Origin of the sequence: Billgrantia ethanolica (genome assembly GCF_021404305.1) — a bacterium.
GTDB lineage: Bacteria > Pseudomonadota > Gammaproteobacteria > Pseudomonadales > Halomonadaceae > Halomonas > Halomonas ethanolica.
The window spans coordinates 343,153-361,512 of the sequence record NZ_JABFTX010000002.1; the positions used below are offsets into that span (position 1 = coordinate 343,153).

Below are 18,360 nucleotides of genomic sequence, written 5' to 3' on the forward strand. Positions count from 1 at the left end.
CTCGGCTTCGCCCTGGCGCATGACCCGATACCAGTTCAGGGAGCCCCTGTTTGGTCAGTGGCTGTGGTTGTAACTTCGTAAACTGACGGAAAGACGAAGAGGGAGGGCGACCATGGCCAAGCGGAAGGAAGGGCGCGCACGCAGCGCCAGCGTGGACCTCTCGCAGGAGGGGGTGCACTGGGACCAGCCGATGAGCTATGGCGACTACCTGCAGCTGGCGCCGCTGCTGTCGGCCCAGCGACCGGGTACCGCGGAGCATGACGAGATGCTGTTCATCGTCATCCATCAGGTCTCGGAGCTGTGGCTCAAGCAGTGCCTGCACGAGGCCCACGCCGCCGCGGCGCACATCGCAGCGGACAAATTGCGCCCGGCGTTCAAGATGCTCACCCGGGTGGCGCGAATCCAGGCGCAGATGATCAATGCCTGGGAGGTGCTGGTGACCATGACTCCCGCCGACTACGCGCGCTTTCGTGACAGCCTCGGCCAGAGTTCGGGCTTCCAGTCGTTCCAGTATCGCGAGCTGGAGTTCCTGCTCGGCAACAAGAATGCGGCGATGATCGAGGTTCACCGTCGCCATCCCGAGCGCTACCGGCGCCTCAGCGAGGTGCTCCACGCCCCGAGCCTGTACGACATCAGCCTGCAGCTGCTGGCGCGGCGCGGCTTCGCACTGCCCGATTCGGTCGTCGCGCGGGACTGGTCCGAGCCCTATCGGCCCTGCGACGAGGTGGAGCAGGCCTGGGCGGACATCTACCGCGATACCGGCCGCTACTGGGAGCTCTACGAGCTGGCCGAAAAGCTCGTCGATACCGAGTACCACTTCCACCAGTGGCGCTTCAGCCACCTCAAGACGGTGGAGCGCATCATCGGACAGAAGCCCGGCACCGGTGGCACCGGCGGGGCTTCGTATCTCGCCAAGGCGCTGGATCTGCAGTTCTTCCCCGAGCTGTGGTCGGTGCGTACCACGCTGGAGGAGGGCGCCTCATGAGCCGGCTCCATGACATTTCCCAGCCGCTGCGCGCCGACATGCCGGTGTGGCCCGGCGATACCCCGTTTGCCCATGAGCCGACCTGGGTGCTCGACGGGCAGTGCCCGGTCAACGTCTCGCGCCTCACGCTCTCCACCCACACCGGCACCCATGCCGATGCGCCGAGCCACTACGCGGCCGATGGCCAAGCCATCGACGAGGTGGAACTCACCCCCTATTTGGGCCCCTGCGTGGTGCTGGACATGCGCCATGCCGGGCCGAGGGTCGAGCCCGAACATCTGTTGCCCGTGCTGCCGTCGCACGTCGAGCGGGTGCTGCTGCGCACCTGGGAGCACTTTCCCCATGAGCGCTGGCGCAGCGACTTCACCACCATCGCGCCGGAGAGCATCGACCTGCTGGCCGAGCGCGGCGCGCGGCTGATCGGCGTGGACACTCCTTCGCTCGATCCCGAGGTGGATAGCCGTCTGCTGGCACACCATCGGGTGCGGCATCACGGCATGGCGATTCTCGAAGGGCTGGTGCTGGACGCGGTGCCGCCGGGCCACTACGAGCTGATTGCCCTGCCGCTGAAGCTGGCTGGGGCCGACGCCTCGCCGGTGCGGGCCCTGCTTCGCGAGTTGGCTGGATAGCTGCGCGAACTGGCCCGCTGACGGCGCGAGCTGACCCGATCCCGACTCATCCCTACCACCATCTCCTTGCCGGAGCCGAGCATGCCCCTGACTCTCGATGACGTCCGTGAGCTGGACCGCCAGGACCCGCTGGCCACCTTCAGAAACCGCTTCGCGCTGCCGGAAGGCACGATCTACCTCGACGGCAACTCCTTGGGGGCTCAGTCCCGCGCTGCCGTGGCTTCCGTCGACGGCCTGATGAGCCAGTGGCGCGACTCGCTGATCCAGGGCTGGAACCAGGGCTGGTTCGATGCGCCGGAGCGGCTCGGCGACCGGCTGGCGCCGCTGCTGGGAGCCGAGCCGGGAGAGGTGCTGGTAACCGATACCATCACCCACAATATCTTCAAGCTGCTGGGCTATATCACCGAAGGGCAAAAGGGCACCGAAGGGCAAAAGGGCACTGAATGGCAGGGCCGGGCGCGGCCGGTGATCCTCAGCGAAGGCGGCAACTTTCCCACCGACGGCTACATCGCCCAGGGCTTCTGCCGCTTCGGTGGCTTCGAGCATCGGGTGGTGCCGGAGGGCGAGGCGCTGGATGCCTATCTCGACGAGCGGGTGGCGGCGGTGGTGCTCAGCCATGTGCACTACCGCACCGGGCGCCTGCGCGACATGGCGGCGATCACCCGCCAGGTGCATGCCAGCGGCGCCGAGGTGGTCTGGGACCTGGCCCACTCGGCCGGCGCGCTGCTCGTCGACCTCGCCGCCTGTGGCGTGCGTTACGCGGTGGGCTGCACCTACAAGTACCTCAACGGCGGCCCCGGGGCGCCGGCCTTTCTCTACGTGCGGCGCGACTGCCAGGCGCAGGCATGGCAGCCGCTGTCGGGCTGGCTGGGCCACGCGGCGCCGTTTGCCTTCGAGGCCGATTATGCCCCCGCGCCGGGAATCTCGCGCTTTCGTACCGGCACCCACTCGCCGCTGGCCTTTGCGGCGCTGGAGGCATCCCTGGCGCTGTGGCAGGAGGTGGACCTCGCCCAACTGCGGCGCAAGAGCCAGCGCTTGATCGAGCTGTTTCGCGAGTCGTTGAGCGACTGTCTGGAGGAGTACGGCATCCGTGACATCACCCCGGACGAGGCACAGCGCGGCAGCCAGGTGGGGTTGGTGGAAAGAGAGCACGGCTACGCCATCGTCCAGGCGCTGATCGAGCGCGGTGTGATCGGCGACTACCGCGAACCGGGGCTGATGCGCTTCGGCTTCGCGCCGCTCTATCTGAGCCATGAGGACGTCTGGCAAGCGGCGCAGCATCTGCGTGAGGTGCTGGGCGCAGGCGAGCATCTCGCCCCGCGCTTTCAGCAGCGCGGGGCGGTGACTTGAGAAGGGCTCAGTTGATCATCCCGGGCAACCAGGTGGCGATGCCGGGGAACACGATCAGCAGCGCGACCAATAGCATTGAGCAGAGAATGTAAGGGATCGCCGCGGAGTAGATCTCGCGCATGGTGGTGCCCTTGGGCGCCACGCCCTTCATCACGAACAGCAGCAGTCCCAGCGGCGGCGTGGAGAAGCTGATCTCCAGCGCCAGCAGCATGATGATGCCGAACCAGATGGGGTCGAAGCCGAGCACCTGGGCCAGCGGGAAGAAGAATGGCACCGTGAGCATCATGATCGAGATCTGCTCCATGAAGGTGCCGAGCACCAGTAGCACGGCGAACATCGCCAGCAGCATCAGGATCGGCGCCAGGTCGAAGCTGGTGGCCCACTGGATCAGCCCGCTGGAGGCGCCGGAGAACGCCAGCAGCTGGCTGAAGGTGGCCGAGCCGAATACGATCAGGTAGGCCATCAGGGTGACCTTGAGCGCGCCGATGACCGAGAGCTTGAACGCCTCCCAGGTCATGCAGCGGAAGATCAGCGCCAGCACGATGGCGCCCAGGGCGCCGAAGGCCGCCGCCTCGGAGGGGGTGGCGAAGCCCAGCAGCATCAGCGCGACAATGAAGATCATCACGCTGATCATCGGCAGGATGTCGGTGATCACCAGCTTGAGCTTTTGCCCCAGCGGCACCGGCTCCAGCTCGTAGTTGGGGGCTGCGCTCGGGTCGAGCCGGGTCTGGATCCAGATGGTACCGATATAGAATCCTGCTAGCACCAGGCCGGGCAGGATGCCGGCGATCAGCAGCGCGCCGATGTCGACCTTGGCCAGGGTGGCCAGCAGCACGGCCAGCGCCGAGGGCGGAATGATGATGGCCAGCCCCCCGGTGCCCAGGATCGGGCCGATGGCCATGCGCTTCTGGTAGCCGCGGCGCTCCATCTCCGGCACCAGCAGCGAGCCCATCAGCGCGGTGGAGCCCATCGATGAGCCGCTCAAGGTCGAGAAGCCGGTGCCGCCCACCACGGTGACGTAGGAGAGCCGGCCGGGCACTTTGCCCATCAGCTGGTCGATGGCGTTGAACATGCGCATGCCCAGGCCGGTGCGGAAGAACAGCTCACCCATCAGCAGGAACAGTGGAATGGGCACCAGGTTGAAGCTGGAGAGGGCGCCGAAGCCGTTGTTGAGCAGCTGGATGAGGCCGTTCTGGCCGCCCATGAAGTGCCAGGCGCCGATGACGTTGGCGGCGAGGAAGGCCAGGGCGATCGGCGTGCCGATGGCCATGAAGCCGAGAATCAGCGTCAGCAGAAAGGCCAGGGCCAGATACCATTCCATTATTCCTTGATCCCCGCTTCGCCGCTGTGAAGGATGTCCCGCCCGACCACGAAGCGGGCGAATTCGATGGCCATCATGGTGAAGCACACCGGGTAGGCCACGGTGAGGATCCATTTCGGCACGAAGAAGGCGCGCACGTCATAGTCGTTGCGCGCAATGTTCATCGACACCAGGTCGTAGCCCTTCCACGCCAGCACCACGCATACCGCCACGCACAGCAGAGCCACCAGGCGACTCAGCATCTGCAGCGCCAGCGGCGGCAGGATCGAGGTGAGCAGCTCGATATGCACGTGGCCCTTGTGGCGCACCAGCCAGGGCGCGCCCAGCAGGGTCAGGTAGAACATGGCGTATTCGGTGGAGAGGAAGAACCACGCCGAGGGCTGCAGCCCCAGGTTGCGGATCACCACCGAGAGCACGATGGCGACCATCAGCCATACCAGCATGATGGCGGCAGCGAGGGCCATGCCGTTGAGCAGCAGCAGGTAAGCACGACTGGCGTAACGCATAAGCCTCTCCGGGCGCGATGAAAAGGGCCGAACGAACCGACGACGAGCAGCAGTGGGCCGGCCGCTGGCGACCGGCCCCCGCGCTTACAGGTCGTTGAACTTCTCGATCAGCTCGTCGTAGTGCTCGAGCCCCATGGGGTGACGCTCCATCTGGCGGCGCATACGCTCCCAGGTGGCTTCGCGGGCGGCCTGGGAGAAGCGCTCGCCAGCCTCGCCTTCCAGACGGAAGACCTGCATGCCGTCGGCCTCCAGCTCGGCCTGCTGCTCCTCGGCCAGCACCTCGAAGCGTTCGGCACTGGCACGCTCGTGCTCGATGGCCACTTCCTGCAGGATCTCGCGGGCTTCCTCGCTCAGGCCGTTCCAGCTATCCAGGTTGACGATCACGCCCATGTCGGTGGAGAAGAAATCGGGATCGATGCGGTAGTTGAGGAAACGGTCCCAGTTGAGGTCCTTGAGGCCGATCTGGGTCCAGCCGGTGGCGTTGACCACGTTGCGCTCCAGCGCCGAGTAGACGTCGGTGGTGGGCAGGCTGATCGGCTGGGCGCCCAGGTAGTCCTGGAAGAAGGCGTCGTACACCGGGTTGCTGCGCAGGGTCATGCCGGAGACGCTGAGGTTGCCCTCGCTGTCCAGGCGTGGCTCGTTGATGGTGTAGAGGTTGTAGCTCACCCCGCTGTCGAACCAGCCCAGATAGTAGACCCCCATCTTCTCCTGGTGGATCTGGTTGAGCAGGTCGATGCCGCCGTTCTCACGGGCATAGATGGCGTTGGTGTTGGAGGCCACCATGGCGTCGCGCTCGGGCACGGTGCCGGCATAGAAGCTGGCCGCGGTGTAGGCCATGTCGACCACCCCGTTGCGTACCGCGTCGGGCTGCTCGGAGAGACCGATCACCTCGGGGCCACCGCGTACAGTGATCTGCACCACGCCTTCGCCGCGCTCGTTCACCTTGTCGACGAACTCGAGGAAGCTCTGGGTGTAGATCAGCGACGGCGGAAAAGCGTGGACGGCGGTGATGCGCTCCACGGCCAGGGCCTGGCCGGAAGCGATCAGGGCGGCGAGGCCCAGGGAGGCGATGAGAGGCTTGTTCATAGTTGTTCTCCTTTGATCATCTGCAGCGTTGGTGGTCTTGTCATTGGCCCTTGGGCCGGTATTCAGCGTCAGCCCCGTGTGATCAGCGGTGGCGGTCCGGCATCGAGCCAGGGCCGTTGGCTGGCATAGCGAGTGGCGAAGCGGGCGATGGTTGCGGCGTGCTGACGAGTCATGTCGATGTCGTCCCAGCCGTTGAGCAGCTTGGTGCGCCAGGTCGGTGCGATGGTAAAGGCGACGCTCAGCTCGCCGATGACGATGCGCTGAGCCTCCAGGTCGACGCGCAGTGGGGCGGGTGACTCGCCGAGTGCGGCGAGCAGTGCCTCGGCGTCTGCCTCGCTGACCGTGGCCGGCAGCAGCCCGTTGTTGACCGCATTGGAGGCGAAGATGTCGCCGAAGCTGGGCGCGATCACGCAGCGAAAGCCGAAGTCCACCAGCGCGTAGACGGCGGCCTCCCGCGACGAGCCGGCACCGAAATTGCGCCGTGCCACCAGGGTCTTCGCCTCATCCGCCTGCGGGTGGTTGAGGATGAAACCCGCCACCGGCCGGCCGTTTTCGTCGTGGCGCAGGTCATGCAGCAGGAAGAGTCCGTAGCCGACGCTGCGCGGCTCCTTCATGAAGCGCGCCGGAATCAGCTGGTCGGTGTCCACGTTGGCCAGCGGCAGCGGGCAGGCCGGGGCGTCGATGATCTTGATCGGTTCCATCATTCGGCTCCTGTCACAGCTCGCGCACGTCGGCCAGGCGGCCGGCTACGGCCGCCGCGGCGACCATGGCCGGGGACATCAGGTGGGTTCTGGCTCCCGGCCCCTGGCGGCCCTTGAAGTTGCGGTTGGTGGTAGAGGCGCAGCGCTCGCCGGGCGGCACCAGATCGCCGTTCATGCCCACGCACATGGAGCAGCCGGACTCGCGCCACTCCAGTCCCGCCTCACGGAACACAGTATCCAGGCCTTCGGCCTCGGCCTGGCGCTTCACCTGGGTGGAGCCGGGCGAGACGATGCCCGGTACCTTGCTGCGCCGCCCACGCAATACCGAGGCCGCGGCGCGCAGATCCTCCATGCGTGCGTTGGTGCAGGAGCCGATGAAGACGCGGTCGATGACGATGTCGGTCAGCTTCTGGCCGGCTGCGAGGCCCATGTAGTAGAGGCTGTCGCGCAGCTGACGCGCCTTGCCGGCATCGCGCTGGTCGGCTGGGTCGGGTACGCGGGCGTCGATGGGTAGTGCTTCTTCCGGCGAGACGCCCCAGGTCACGGTGGGGGCGATATCGGCGGCGGCGAGTCTCTCTTCGCGGTCGAAGTGGGCGCCGTCGTCGCTCTTCAGCATCTGCCAGTAGGCCAAAGCCTGCTCCCATCGCGCTCCCCGGGGGGCGAAGGGACGCCCGCGCAGGTAGTCGAAGGTGGTCGCGTCGGGGGCGATCATGCCGCAGCGGGCGCCGCCTTCGATGGAGAGGTTGCACAGCGTCAGGCGCGCTTCCATCGACAGGCTGCGGATGGCGCTGCCGGCGTATTCGATGGCGTAGCCCCGGGCGCCGTCGGCGCCCAGGCGGGCGATCCAGGTCAGGGCGATGTCCTTGGCGCTGATGCCCGGCGGCAGTTCGCCCTCGACGGTGAGGCGCATCTTCTTGGGGCGGCTCTGCCACAGGGTCTGGGTCGCCAGCACGTGGGCCACCTCTGAGGCGCCGATACCGAAGGCGATGCTGCCGAAGGCGCCGTGAGTGGAGGTGTGGCTGTCGCCGCACACCATCAGCAGTCCCGGCTGGGTCAGGCCCTGCTCGGGGCCCAGCACGTGCACGATGCCCTGGCGCGGGTCGTCGAGACCGAACAGGGTGATGCCATGGCGGCGGGTATTGTCGGTCAGCTGCTCGATCATGCCGCGCACCTTGGCGTCGCCGATGGCATCGAGCCGGCGGGTCAGGGTCGGCACGTAGTGGTCGGCGATACCGAAGGTGAGGTCGGGGCGCGCCACCGACAGCTCGCGTTCGTGCAGCTTGTTGAAGGCATGGAAGGAGCCCTCGTGCACGAAATGGCGGTCGATCCACAGCAGGCTCTGGCCGCTTTCGCCGCGCAGAATCTCGTGGGCGTCCCACACCTTGTCGAACAGGGTCGTTGGCATTGTCATGTCGGTCGCTTCAACGGTGTTGTGTCATTCTCGTCCAAATACATCTATCCCAGACCGATATCACAGGTCAAATGTATTTTTTGTTGTGATGTAAATGTATTAAAAATGGCACATTTGGTTTGCGTTACGCTCATGCCTGCTGCTCCGCTTCCGCCTGCCGGGGTTCCGGCGCCATCGGTTCCCAGTAGCGTGCCGCTTCGTCACCGGTGCGGTTGAGATCGATCTGAATGCGGTAGCGGTCGGGGCGGTAGAGCGCGTCGAGATGCTCCACGCCGCGGCCCTCTTCGTCGTACACCACCCGGGTCAGCGAGATCAGCGGCGAGCCCACCGAGACCTCCAGCGCCTCGGCCACCTCGTGGGTGGCCAGGGTGGCCGAGATGGTCTGGGCGGCGTGGTCGACCTTCACGCCGCCGCGCTCGAGCAGTGCGAACAGCGGTGTCTGCGACAGGTCGGCTTCGTTGTAGTGCAGGGCGATGTACTCCGGCACGTGGGTCACCAGGTAGGAGAACGGCTTGCCATCCGCCATGCGCACGCGAATCGAGCGCTGCACCTTGTCGCCCTCACGCAGCCCCAGGCTCTCGCGTACCGGCTCCGGCGGCTTGGCGTAGCAGAACTCCAGCAGTCGTACCCGTGAGGCCTTGCTCATCTTGACCATGTTGGGTAGCAGGTTGGCGACGCTGGCAGTCATCACCGTGGCATCCAGCGGCTGCTCCAGCACCACGGTGCCGAGTCCGGGCTTGCGTGCCACCAGTCCCGCTTCGTTGAGCGCCTGCATGGCGCGCCTGACCGTGACCCGCGACACACCGTACTGCTCGGCCAGTTTCAGCTCGCCGGGCAGCTTGCGCCCCGGCGCCAGCCGGCCGCTGAGAATGGCGTCCTTGAGCAGCAGATAGATGCGATGGGACTTGGTGCCCCCAACGGAATTCGCATGCGTATCGTTCATGGTTCGATCCTTGTGCATAGTTGTCGGTTGCGATGAAGCGCTTGACGGAAGGGTCGGGGTGGACATAGAAATGTATTATGCATAGGACAGCTTTGTGTGCCATGCAATTCGAAGAATAGCGCCAAACAACGACAAAGGCTTCTTCCCAGGAGACCCCTATGCCTGCCAACAAGCCTGCTGCTGCCCCCGAAGAGGTCGTGCGCGACTTCCTGGCGGCAATGGAGGCGCGCGAGCTCGAGCGTGCCGGTGCCCTGCTCGACGAGGAGTTCAGCATGGTCTTTCCGGGCAGTGGCGAGATGCATCGCCTCGAAGAGCTGGTGGCCTGGGCCGCCGACCGCTACCGCTTCGTGCGCAAGCGCATCGCCGCGGTGGAAGCCTGTGATGGCAATGGCGTCACAGCGGTGTTCTGCCATGGCGAGCTCGACGGCGAGTGGCCCGACGGCACCCCCTTTGCCGGGGTGCGTTTCATCGACCGCTTCGAGCTGCGCCACGGCCGGATAGTGCGACAGCAGGTCTGGAACGACCTGGCGCTGGCACGTCCCTGAACAGGGGCGACGTACCACTTACCGACTTTCCGAACATGAGGAATTCACCCGTCATGACTGTTGATGCTAGCGACCTCAAGGCCAGGCTGCACGCTCCCGACATCGTCGTAGCACCTGGCGTTTATGACGCCCTGAGCGCTTCGCTCGCCGCCGAGGCGGGCTTCGATACCGTCTACCTCTCGGGGGCCAGCATCGCCTACACCCAGCTCGGCCGCCCCGACATCGGCCTGGTCAGCGTCAGCGAGGTCAATGATGTGATGGCGCACATCCGCGAGCGCACCGAGCTCTCCGTGGTGGTGGATTGCGACACCGGCTTCGGCAACGCCATGAACGTCATGCGCAGCGTGCGCATGCTGGAGCGCGCCGGGGCCAACGCCATCCAACTCGAGGATCAGACCTACCCCAAGCGCTGCGGCCACCTGCGCGGCAAGACCCTGGTGTCCCAAGGCGAGATGGTGGGCAAGCTCAAGGCCGCACTGGACGCTCGCGCGAGCGATGCGACCCTGATCATCGGGCGCACCGATGCAGTAGCGGTGGAGGGTACGGCCCGGGCCATCGAGCGTGCCCATGCCTACCGCGAGGCCGGGGTCGACGTGCTGTTCATCGAAGGCATTCGCAGCGACGACGACATCGCCAGCATCATGGCCGAGTTCCGCGGCAAGATCCCGATCATGGCCAACATGGTGGAGGGGGGCGATACGCCGCTGCAGAATGCCCAGGCGCTGCAGGCGCTGGGTTTCTCGCTGGTGATCTTCCCCGGTGCTCTGGTGCGCGCCTTCACCCATATGGCGAGCCAGTTCTTCGGCACCCTGCGCCGCGACGGCACCACCGACGCCTTCCGTGAGCGTATGCTCGACTTCAGTCAGCTCAACGAGGTGCTCGGCACCCGCAAGATGCTCGAGCTGGGCGAGAAGTACGACGCCCACTGACCACAAGGACAAAGACACAGGAGTAGAGCGCATGATCACGACCGACAAGACCGCCAAGGAGATCTTCTTCGAGGTAATGGCCAATCCACAGCGCGTGCCGTTCGGCTTCGGCAACAAGGCGGTGCTGATCAACGTCGACCCGCAGAAGGCCTACACCCGCACCGATCTCTACAACACCGCCTACGAGACCGACCCCAATCAGCTCGACTACGTGAACCAACTGGCACGCGGCTTCCGTAAGCTCGGCTGGCCGGTGGTGTGGACCCATGTCGCCTTTCTCGACTCCGCCGAGGATGCCGGCGTATGGGGCACGCGTACCGACACCCCGGATTCGTTGCAGAACATCAAGTACGGCTCCGACCGCGCCGCCTTCGACGAGCGGGTCGAGATCGAGCAGGGCGATGTGGTCTATACCAAGCGTATGCCCTCGGCCTTCTTCGAGACCCCGCTGCAGTCGCTGCTGGTGTGGCACCAGGTCGACACCGTGATCGTCACCGGCGGTTCCACCTCGGGCTGCATTCGCGCCACCGGGGTGGACAGCCTGTCGCGGGGCTATCGCACCATCGTGCCGATGGAGTGCGTGGCCGACAAGCACGAGAGCTACCACTACGCCAACCTCACCGACCTGCACCTGAAGTACGCCGACGTGATGAACGTGGCCGACGTGCTGGCCTGGCTCGAGGCGCGCGCGAGCGACAAGGCCTGAGCGGCGAGGAGGCGGTGATGAAAGAGACGCTGGATGCCTACGACTACTGGCCCTACGAGAACCGGCCCAAGATCGCCTGGCCGAACGGGGCGCGGGTGGCCTTCTGGGTGGCGCCCAACATCGAGTACTACGAGCTCGACCCGCCGGCCAACCCGCAGCGCAAGCCGTGGCCCACGCCGCACCCTTCGGTGCCGGGCTTCAGCATTCGCGACTACGGCAACCGGGTGGGACACGAGCGCCAGATGGCGCTGCTCGACAAGTACGGCATTCGTGGTTCGGTATCGCTGTCGGTGGCGCTGTGCGAGCACCATCCCGAGATCATCGAGATGTGCCGCGAGCGCGACTGGGAGTTCTTCAGCCACGGCATCTACAACACCCGCTACACCTACGGCCTGAGCGAGGAGCAGGAGCGGGAGATGATCCGCGACGGCATCGAGACGATCCATCGCCACACCGGGCAGAAATGCGCCGGCTACCTGGCGCCGGCACTGTCCCACTCGGAGCATACCCTCGACCTGTTCGCCGAGGTGGGCCAGGGGCTGTTCGGCGAGGAGGGCGGCATCTACACCTGCGATCTGTTCCACGACGACCAGCCCACGCCGATTCGGCTGCGCTCGGGGCGGCGCTTCATCTCCATGCCCTACTCCCTGGAGATGAACGACACCATCGTCTACGCGGTGAACAAGGTGGAGCCGCGCCACTACCTGACCATGCTCAAGCGCCACTTCGACCGGCTCTACGCCGAGGGCGCCGAGTCGGGCACGGTGATGTGCATCCCCACCCACAACTACCAGATCAGCTGTCCGCACCGCATCAAGGCCTTCGAGGAGGCGCTGGAGTACATCACCGGCCACAGCGACGTGTGGGTCGCCACCGGCCGTGAGATCGCCCGGCACTATCTCGCCCACCACTACGACGACGCCCTGCGCGACATCGATGCCAAGGCCGCCACGGCCGGGAGGAGCTGAGAGATGTCTCTTGAACCGGAATACCTGCGCTACCCCTGGCGGCGCCACGGCTACGATCATGAGCGCTACGCCTGGTCGATGCTGGGCGAGCGCCCGCCGCTCCAGTGGCCGGGTGGCAAGCCGCTGGCGGTGTGGATCAACGTCTCGCTGCAGTTCTACCCGCTCGATCAGCGCGGCGTGCCGTTCAAGGTGCCCAACGGCATGACCATGCCCTATCCGGACCTGCGCCACTACTCGCTGCGCGACTACGGCAATCGGGTGGGTATCTACCGCATCCTCGCCGCCTTCGAGCAGCGCGGCATTCGCCCCACCTGGGCGATCAACGCCCAGCTCGCCGAGCAGCAGCCCTACCTGTTGAATCGCTTGAAAGCCTACGGCGGCGAGTTCCTGTGCCACGGCTGGAACATGGATCACCTGCACTACGGTGGCCAGGAGCGCGACGAGGAGGCTGAGATCGTGCGCCGCTCGGTGACGACGCTGCGCGAGCTGACCGGGCAACCCGTTCGCGGCTGGTTGAGTCCGGCCAAGCACCAGAGCTGGAACACCCCGGAGCTGCTGGCCGAGAACGGCATCGAGTACTGCGCCGACTGGGTCAACGACGATCTGCCCTACGCCTTCGCCACCGAGCGGGGCGAGCTGACCATGCTGCCGCTCTCCACCGAGATCGAGGACCAGTTCGTGATGTGCCAGAACCTGCACTCGGAGGACAGCTGGGCGACCCAGGTGACGGACGCCTTCGACTTCCTGCTGCAGGAGGGGCGGGAGCAGGGCGGACGGCTGCTGGCACTCAACCTTCACCCCTGGCTCGTCGGCCAGCCGCATCGCATCGGCTGCCTGGAGGCGGTGCTTGACCATATCGCCGGCCATGCCGAGGTGTGGCAGGCACCGGCGGGCAAGATTCTCGATGCCTACCGGGCCCAGGCCGGCGGCAACCACTGAGGAGAAACGTCATGCCTATCGTCGCCTTTGGCAGCGGAGAAGCGTTCGAGGCGCACGTGCCGCTGGTGATCGTCGGGGCGGGCGCCTGCGGGCTGGTGGCGGCGCTGGCCGCCAAGGAGTACGGCATGGATTCGGTGGTGCTGGAGCGCGATGCCTTGCCGCGGGGCAGCACCTCCATGTCCCAGGGGTTCATCCCGGCGGCGGGCACGCGCTTTCAGGAGCGGCGCGGGGTGACGGACACCCCGGCGCTGATGGCCGAGGACATCCAGCGCAAGAACGGCCACCAGGCGGATCCGGCCATCGTGCGTGCGCTGACCGAGGCCTCGGCCGGGGTGGTCGAGTGGCTGGCCGACGCCCATGGCGTACCCTTCGACCTAGTGGAGGGCTTCCTCTATCCCGGGCATAGCCGAATGCGCATGCACGCCACCCCACGGCGCACCGGGGAGGAGCTGATGGGCAGCCTGCTCAACGCCGTGGAGGTGGCGGGCATCGACCTGCTCACCGAGGCCCGCGTGGTCGACCTGCATGTGGACGATGGCGGCCGGGTGCAGGGCGTGACCCTCGAACGCCCCGACGGCAGCCGCGAAGCCATCGGTTGCGATGCCTTGATCCTTGCCTGCAACGGCTATGGCGGCAATCCCGAACTGGTGGCGCGCCATCTGCCAGCACTGAAGGATGCGCTCTACTTCGGCCACGAGGGCAATCAGGGCGACGCCCTGCTGTGGGGTGAGGCGATGGGCGCGAGCCTCAAGGACCTTGGCGCCTGCCAGGGCCACGGTTCGCTGGCGATGCCGCATCAGACCCTGATCACCTGGGCGGTGATGATGCGCGGCGGGGTGCAGCTCAACCGCGAGGGTCGGCGCTTCTCCAACGAGCACGGCGGCTACTCGGAGCAGGCGGCCAAGGTGCTGGCCCAGCCGGGCGGCATGGCCTGGAACCTGTTCGACCGGCGTATCCATCAGGCGGCGCTGGAGTTCGAGGACTACCGCAACGCCCATATCGCCGGGGCGGTACGCACCTTCGATAGCCTGGAGGCCATGGCGGCGGGGCTGGAGCTGCCGCTTGAGGCGCTGCGCGAGACCTTCGCCGAGATGCAAGCCCTGGCCGAAAGCGGCAGAGCCGATGCCTTCGGCCGCACCTTCAGCAGCGAGGATCTGCTGACGGCGCCCTATCACGCGATCAAGGTCACCGGTGCGCTGTTCCACACCCAGGGCGGGCTCGAGGTGAACACCCAGGCGCGGGTGATGCGCCAGGATGGCGGCGCCTTCGTCAATCTGTTCGCCGCCGGTGGTGCGGCGCGCGGGGTGTCCGGCTCGGGCGACAGCGGTTATCTCTCCGGCAACGGCCTGCTCAGCGCCGTGGTGCTGGGCGCCATCGCCGGGCGCGAGGCCGCCCGTCAGCTCAGCTGCGACTCGGCCGCGTAAACCTCGCCTGTGTTACTGCGAGGCGTCGGGCAGCGTCAGCTCCCGCGCCTCTTCCCTCAGCAGCACATAGTTTAGTGCGCCCTTCAGCCACTGAAGACGTTGTGCATCTCGTGGTAGCGCGCCTGGCGACGTTCGTAGGCGAGGAAGTCGTCGGTGATATGCTTGCCTCGGTTGCCGCCTCGAACGGCACCGGCGCGAATGTCCTTGAAGGCCGCTTTCCAACTCTCTGGAAGCGGCTGAGAGCCAGGTATGCTCATCCACAGGCGCAGCAGGTGACGTTTGCGTGCTTCGTCCTCGTGGTCCTCGAAGTCGGTGCGTGAGTGCACCACAGTGAAGTTGTTAAGCAACTGAATATCGCCTTTCTCGATATTCATGGAAAAGCAGTACCTGGGGTCCTTGAGCTTCTCATCCAGCCAGTCGAGGGCCTCGATCTGGTCCTGGTCCAGGCGTGGCACATCGTCGAAATATTCCTGCGCTGCGGTGATGTTCTTGCGGTTGGTACGAAATGCCGGGTAACCCTGGGCTTCACCAAACAGCGGACAGGGATAGACGTTGGGCTCGTCATCCGACCCAGCGCCCTGCAGGCTGAAATAAAACGGCTTGCGCAAGGCGGCCTCCAGATCTGGTCGTGTTCTCTTGAGCTCCTCGTGGATCGCCAGCGAGCTGGTGATCAAGCTGGTACCGCCGGCCTTGGCGGGATGAATGCACAGCAGTGACACCACGTCGCAGAAGTCGACATGAAAATCCAGGCCTGCATTGGTGTTGTAGCCGCGCCCGCCGTTGACCTTGTATTGGCCTCCAGTGTCCTTGACCGAAGTCATGATGTCGCTGTGCTTATTCTGTGTCCTGGCCACGCCGACATGCAAGCCAAGACCCCAGTAAAGGGTCTTTATCTCTTCGACGCTGTATCGTTCGACGGGAAGGCCCTTGATCAGGCAAAATCCCCAATCTTTCTGAGTGCTGGCGTAGGCAGAGGTCATTTCTTCGAGTGCAGTATTGCCAAGCGGAAAGTCGTCGGGAGTTAGTGCGATCAGGGATTTCCTCGTGGCGATGGCATAGCGAAGGGCGCAGTCGATATCGTCGATGGCCGCTTGTGAAAGATGGCGAATCCAGCTGGTATCGCTTTCGACATTCTGGCTGAGCCAAGGGCGGAACTTTGTAAGATTGCTCACGGTATATTCTCACTTTTTGTCTTCGGTGGCTTCCAGATTATCAACGTGAATAACTTGATGGAAACGATATATATGAAAGGTTGGCTAAAGAAAAAATGGTGAAAAAGCCAGTGGTTATCCTACTGGCTTAATGCAGAAAGGAGATGGGTTCAGTGCCGGTTATTCTTCAGGGTATCGAGAATTCGTCTTGAGGAAGCGACAAGAAAGCGCTCTTTCATCAGGGCCAGCGAAGCATCATGAAACTGCACATTGCTGCTGGCCACGGCGTCTTCGGCCACGACAGTGTAATAGTCGTGATGCGCGCTGCTGCGCACGGTGGATTCTACACACCCTTCGGTATTGGCGCCGACCACCACGGTGGTGTCGATACCATTTGCCTTGAGCAGCATGTCGAGGCTGGTGCCCAGGAAGGCGTCTGGTCGCAGTTTTTCGACGATGGGATCCTGCTCGCGAGGCGTGATGCCATCGCAGAAGTCGGCACCCCATGAGCCTTTCAGGGTATAGCTCGGACTCTTGCCGTCACGCACCTTGAGCCGCAGCCAGGCAGGGCTATCGCCGCGGCCGTCGGGAAGCGTGATCTGGCGCACGAAAATCGTGAACAGGTCCAAGGCCTGCCACTCGGCTATCAGCTGGCGCATGTTGGGAAGGTGCGCCTGAGCCAGGGCCATGTCTCGACCAGCGCCGGCGAAGACGCCTTCCTCGTCGAAGAAGTCGTTCTGTATATCGATGACCAGCAGCGCCGTCGATGCGGGAAGGAGTATCTCCTCCAGGCTCTGGCGTACGGTCTTCCCGTGCAGCGTGATCATGAGGTCTCCTCGCCAAGGGGGTAGGCGGCCTTGCCGCGCAACAAGTGAAGGGTCAGCCCTAGCAGCAACAGGGTCCCGCCGGCCAGCGGCAGGGCTAGCCCGGGTGCGATGAGGCCGAACGCGGCCAGCGAGAACAGCAGACGTTCCCAGTACGCCAGCGGATAGAACAGATAGCCCGACATGGCCGCACCGACCAACGTCACCCCGATCAGCCCGGTGATCGCATAGGCGGCGATGGTCAGGCCGTCACCGATCATCAATATCTCGGGGTGAAAGACGAACACGAACGGAATGATGAACGCCACCAACGAGAGTCGGATGGCGGTGATGCTGGTGGGCAGCCAGTTGGCCTTCGCCATACTGGCGCTGATGAAAACCGTGGCGCACAGCGGGGGGGTTAGGCCGGCAATGATGCTGAAGTAGAAAATGAACATGTGGGCGGCTATGGGTTCGACACCGAGCCGCACCAGTGCCGGAGCCACAACGGCGGCGGCCAGCATGTAGGCGGCGGCGGTGGGTAGCCCGGTGCCCAGCAGCATGGCGACGATCATGGCCAGCAGCAGCGAGATGAACAGGTGATTCTCGCCCAGGCCGATTATGGCGGAGGTGAAGGTCACCCCCATGCCGGTGGTCGAGATCATGGCCAGCAGGATCTGTGCGCCGGCAATCAGCACGGCGATGGCGACCAGGCCGATGCCGGCATCAATACATCCTTCACGCAGGCTGTTCAGGCGTGCCTTGAGGTCCGGCCAACTGCGCGTGCCGAGCAGGAACAGCGCGACGAGAATGGCGGTGGCGGTGAAGGCCGCCATGGCCGGAGAGTAGCCGCGCACGAGTAGGGTGATGAGGGTCCCCAGCGAGAGAAACACCGGCCCGGCTCGGCGCAGGGTGAGTACCTCCCTGGCGCGCGGTAGCTGGTCACGGGTCATCGGCTTGTAGCCGAGGCGCTTGGATTCGAAATGGATGCCGGCCAGGCAGCCAACGAAGTAGAGCACCGCCGGGATGATGGCGGCAATCATGATGGTGATGTACGAGATGCCGATCAGCTCGGCCATGATGAAGGCCCCTGCCCCCATGATAGGCGGCATGATCTGCCCACCGGTCGAGGCAACCGACTCGACGGCACCGGCAAAAGTGGGCCGGTAGCCGAGCTTCTTCATCAGCGGGATAGTGAAGGCGCCGGTCGTGGCCACGTTGGCGGCAGCAGAGCCAGAGACGCTGCCGAACATGGCGCTGGAAATTGTCGCTACCTTGGCACCGCCGCCGGTGGTTCGGCCGCCGATCACCATGGCGAGGTCCATGAAGGTCTGGCCGCCGCCGGTACGCAGCAGGACCGCGCCAAAGATCACGAACATGGCGATGACCGTGGCCGAGATGCCGGTCACCATGCCAAACAGCCCACGAGTAGAGAGATACAGCACCTCAGCGGCGAAGCGCGCATCGAGGCCACCATGGGCCAGGGGGCCGGGCAGGTTGGGGCCCGCCAGAGCATAGGTCAGACCGGCGACACCCAGTGCGGGAATGGTCCAGCCGATCACCCGCCGACATCCCTCGAGTACCAGCAGGGTGGCGACGATCGCAAAGATGAAGTCCAGTTGGCTCATCCTGAAGGTGAAACCCATGATGCGGTCGTAGCTCAGGATCAAGTGCCCGATGACGGTCACGGTGCCAAGAATGAAGGCGATGTCGATGAGGCCCAGAGGGCTGTCGCGAGCATTGCCGCGTCGCATGTCATAGAGGCAGAACGCCAGAATCAGGGTGCCGCCGACGTGCAGCGAGCGCTGTATCAAGTCGGGAAAGGAGCCGAAGGCACCGGTATAGAGATGAAACAGCACCATGGTGGTGCTGAGTACTGCAATCAGGTGTCCGCGGAACCGCGTCATGGGCGAGCGTACGGCGCCCTCCTCGGGCGCCGACACGGTGGGTTGTGTGGCCACGT

Annotated in this window: 18 protein-coding genes; 9 read left to right on the plus strand and 9 right to left on the minus strand. The window is 65.1% G+C overall.

Annotated features, from left to right (window positions below; all coding sequences use genetic code 11):
- Positions 1 to 112: 112 nt before the first annotated feature.
- The 3 genes from kynA (at position 113) to kynU (ending at position 2,964) form a co-directional block, all read left to right on the plus strand.
- The gene (gene kynA, locus HOP53_RS10420; RefSeq protein WP_234269973.1) at positions 113 to 985 is read left to right on the plus strand and encodes a tryptophan 2,3-dioxygenase; all 873 of its coding nucleotides are present in this window, start codon (positions 113 to 115) and stop codon (positions 983 to 985) included.
- Entirely contained in the window at positions 982 to 1,614 is a 633-nt protein-coding gene (kynB, locus tag HOP53_RS10425; RefSeq protein ID WP_234269974.1) for an arylformamidase, read from the plus strand. The genes kynA and kynB overlap by 4 nt, the downstream gene beginning before the upstream one ends.
- Positions 1,615 to 1,695: 81 nt before the next feature.
- Complete coding sequence (kynU, locus tag HOP53_RS10430) at positions 1,696 to 2,964, plus strand: kynureninase (protein WP_234269975.1); 1,269 nt, start codon at positions 1,696 to 1,698, stop codon at positions 2,962 to 2,964.
- 7 nt (positions 2,965 to 2,971) lie between these two features.
- Here kynU and HOP53_RS10435 read toward each other — a convergent pair whose 3' ends face one another.
- The 6 genes from HOP53_RS10435 to HOP53_RS10460 form a co-directional block, all read right to left on the minus strand.
- Positions 2,972 to 4,285, minus strand: coding sequence for a TRAP transporter large permease (locus HOP53_RS10435; RefSeq protein WP_234269976.1), 1,314 nt, complete (start codon positions 4,283 to 4,285; stop codon positions 2,972 to 2,974).
- Positions 4,285 to 4,791: a TRAP transporter small permease gene (locus tag HOP53_RS10440; protein WP_234269977.1), complete on the minus strand. Its 507-nt coding sequence runs from the start codon at positions 4,789 to 4,791 to the stop codon at positions 4,285 to 4,287. The genes HOP53_RS10435 and HOP53_RS10440 overlap by 1 nt, the downstream gene beginning before the upstream one ends.
- Positions 4,792 to 4,875: 84 nt before the next feature.
- Positions 4,876 to 5,877, minus strand: a complete 1,002-nt coding sequence (dctP, locus tag HOP53_RS10445) for a TRAP transporter substrate-binding protein DctP (RefSeq protein WP_234269978.1) — start codon at positions 5,875 to 5,877, stop codon at positions 4,876 to 4,878.
- A 68-nt stretch (positions 5,878 to 5,945) separates the two neighbouring features.
- The gene (gene leuD / locus HOP53_RS10450; RefSeq protein WP_234269979.1) at positions 5,946 to 6,578 is read right to left on the minus strand and encodes a 3-isopropylmalate dehydratase small subunit; all 633 of its coding nucleotides are present in this window, start codon (positions 6,576 to 6,578) and stop codon (positions 5,946 to 5,948) included.
- Between the two features lie 13 nt (positions 6,579 to 6,591).
- Positions 6,592 to 7,989, minus strand: a complete 1,398-nt coding sequence (gene leuC / locus HOP53_RS10455) for a 3-isopropylmalate dehydratase large subunit (RefSeq protein ID WP_234269980.1) — start codon at positions 7,987 to 7,989, stop codon at positions 6,592 to 6,594.
- A gap of 130 nt (positions 7,990 to 8,119) precedes the next feature.
- The gene (locus HOP53_RS10460; RefSeq protein WP_234269981.1) at positions 8,120 to 8,932 is read right to left on the minus strand and encodes a GntR family transcriptional regulator; all 813 of its coding nucleotides are present in this window, start codon (positions 8,930 to 8,932) and stop codon (positions 8,120 to 8,122) included.
- 158 nt (positions 8,933 to 9,090) lie between these two features.
- On the opposite strand from HOP53_RS10460, the gene HOP53_RS10465 reads away from it, so the two are divergent.
- The 6 genes from HOP53_RS10465 to HOP53_RS10490 are packed head-to-tail and all read left to right on the plus strand — an operon-like array spanning position 9,091 to position 14,443.
- Positions 9,091 to 9,477: a nuclear transport factor 2 family protein gene (locus tag HOP53_RS10465; protein WP_234269982.1), complete on the plus strand. Its 387-nt coding sequence runs from the start codon at positions 9,091 to 9,093 to the stop codon at positions 9,475 to 9,477.
- 53 nt (positions 9,478 to 9,530) lie between these two features.
- Positions 9,531 to 10,406 (plus strand): isocitrate lyase/PEP mutase family protein, encoded by an 876-nt coding sequence (locus tag HOP53_RS10470; protein WP_234269983.1) that lies wholly within the window; start codon positions 9,531 to 9,533, stop codon positions 10,404 to 10,406.
- A 31-nt stretch (positions 10,407 to 10,437) separates the two neighbouring features.
- Positions 10,438 to 11,112, plus strand: coding sequence for an isochorismatase family protein (locus tag HOP53_RS10475; RefSeq protein ID WP_234269984.1), 675 nt, complete (start codon positions 10,438 to 10,440; stop codon positions 11,110 to 11,112).
- 17 nt (positions 11,113 to 11,129) lie between these two features.
- Positions 11,130 to 12,080, plus strand: a complete 951-nt coding sequence (locus HOP53_RS10480; protein ID WP_234269985.1) for a polysaccharide deacetylase family protein — start codon at positions 11,130 to 11,132, stop codon at positions 12,078 to 12,080.
- Positions 12,081 to 12,083: 3 nt separating this feature from the next.
- On the plus strand, positions 12,084 to 13,019 hold the full coding sequence (locus HOP53_RS10485) for a polysaccharide deacetylase family protein (protein ID WP_234269986.1): 936 nt from the start codon (positions 12,084 to 12,086) through the stop codon (positions 13,017 to 13,019).
- An 11-nt stretch (positions 13,020 to 13,030) separates the two neighbouring features.
- Positions 13,031 to 14,443, plus strand: a complete 1,413-nt coding sequence (locus HOP53_RS10490; protein ID WP_234269987.1) for an FAD-dependent oxidoreductase — start codon at positions 13,031 to 13,033, stop codon at positions 14,441 to 14,443.
- An 83-nt stretch (positions 14,444 to 14,526) separates the two neighbouring features.
- Here the strand turns inward: HOP53_RS10490 and HOP53_RS10495 are convergent, their stop codons facing one another.
- The 3 genes from HOP53_RS10495 to HOP53_RS10505 form a co-directional block, all read right to left on the minus strand.
- The gene (locus tag HOP53_RS10495) at positions 14,527 to 15,615 is read right to left on the minus strand and encodes a TauD/TfdA family dioxygenase (RefSeq protein WP_234269988.1); all 1,089 of its coding nucleotides are present in this window, start codon (positions 15,613 to 15,615) and stop codon (positions 14,527 to 14,529) included.
- A gap of 149 nt (positions 15,616 to 15,764) precedes the next feature.
- Positions 15,765 to 16,421: a cysteine hydrolase family protein gene (locus HOP53_RS10500; RefSeq protein ID WP_234269989.1), complete on the minus strand. Its 657-nt coding sequence runs from the start codon at positions 16,419 to 16,421 to the stop codon at positions 15,765 to 15,767.
- Positions 16,418 to 18,358 carry a TRAP transporter permease gene (locus HOP53_RS10505; RefSeq protein ID WP_234269990.1) on the minus strand — a complete coding sequence of 647 codons (1,941 nt, stop codon included), beginning with the start codon at positions 18,356 to 18,358 and terminating at the stop codon, positions 16,418 to 16,420. The genes HOP53_RS10500 and HOP53_RS10505 overlap by 4 nt, the downstream gene beginning before the upstream one ends.
- Positions 18,359 to 18,360: the final 2 nt, after the last annotated feature.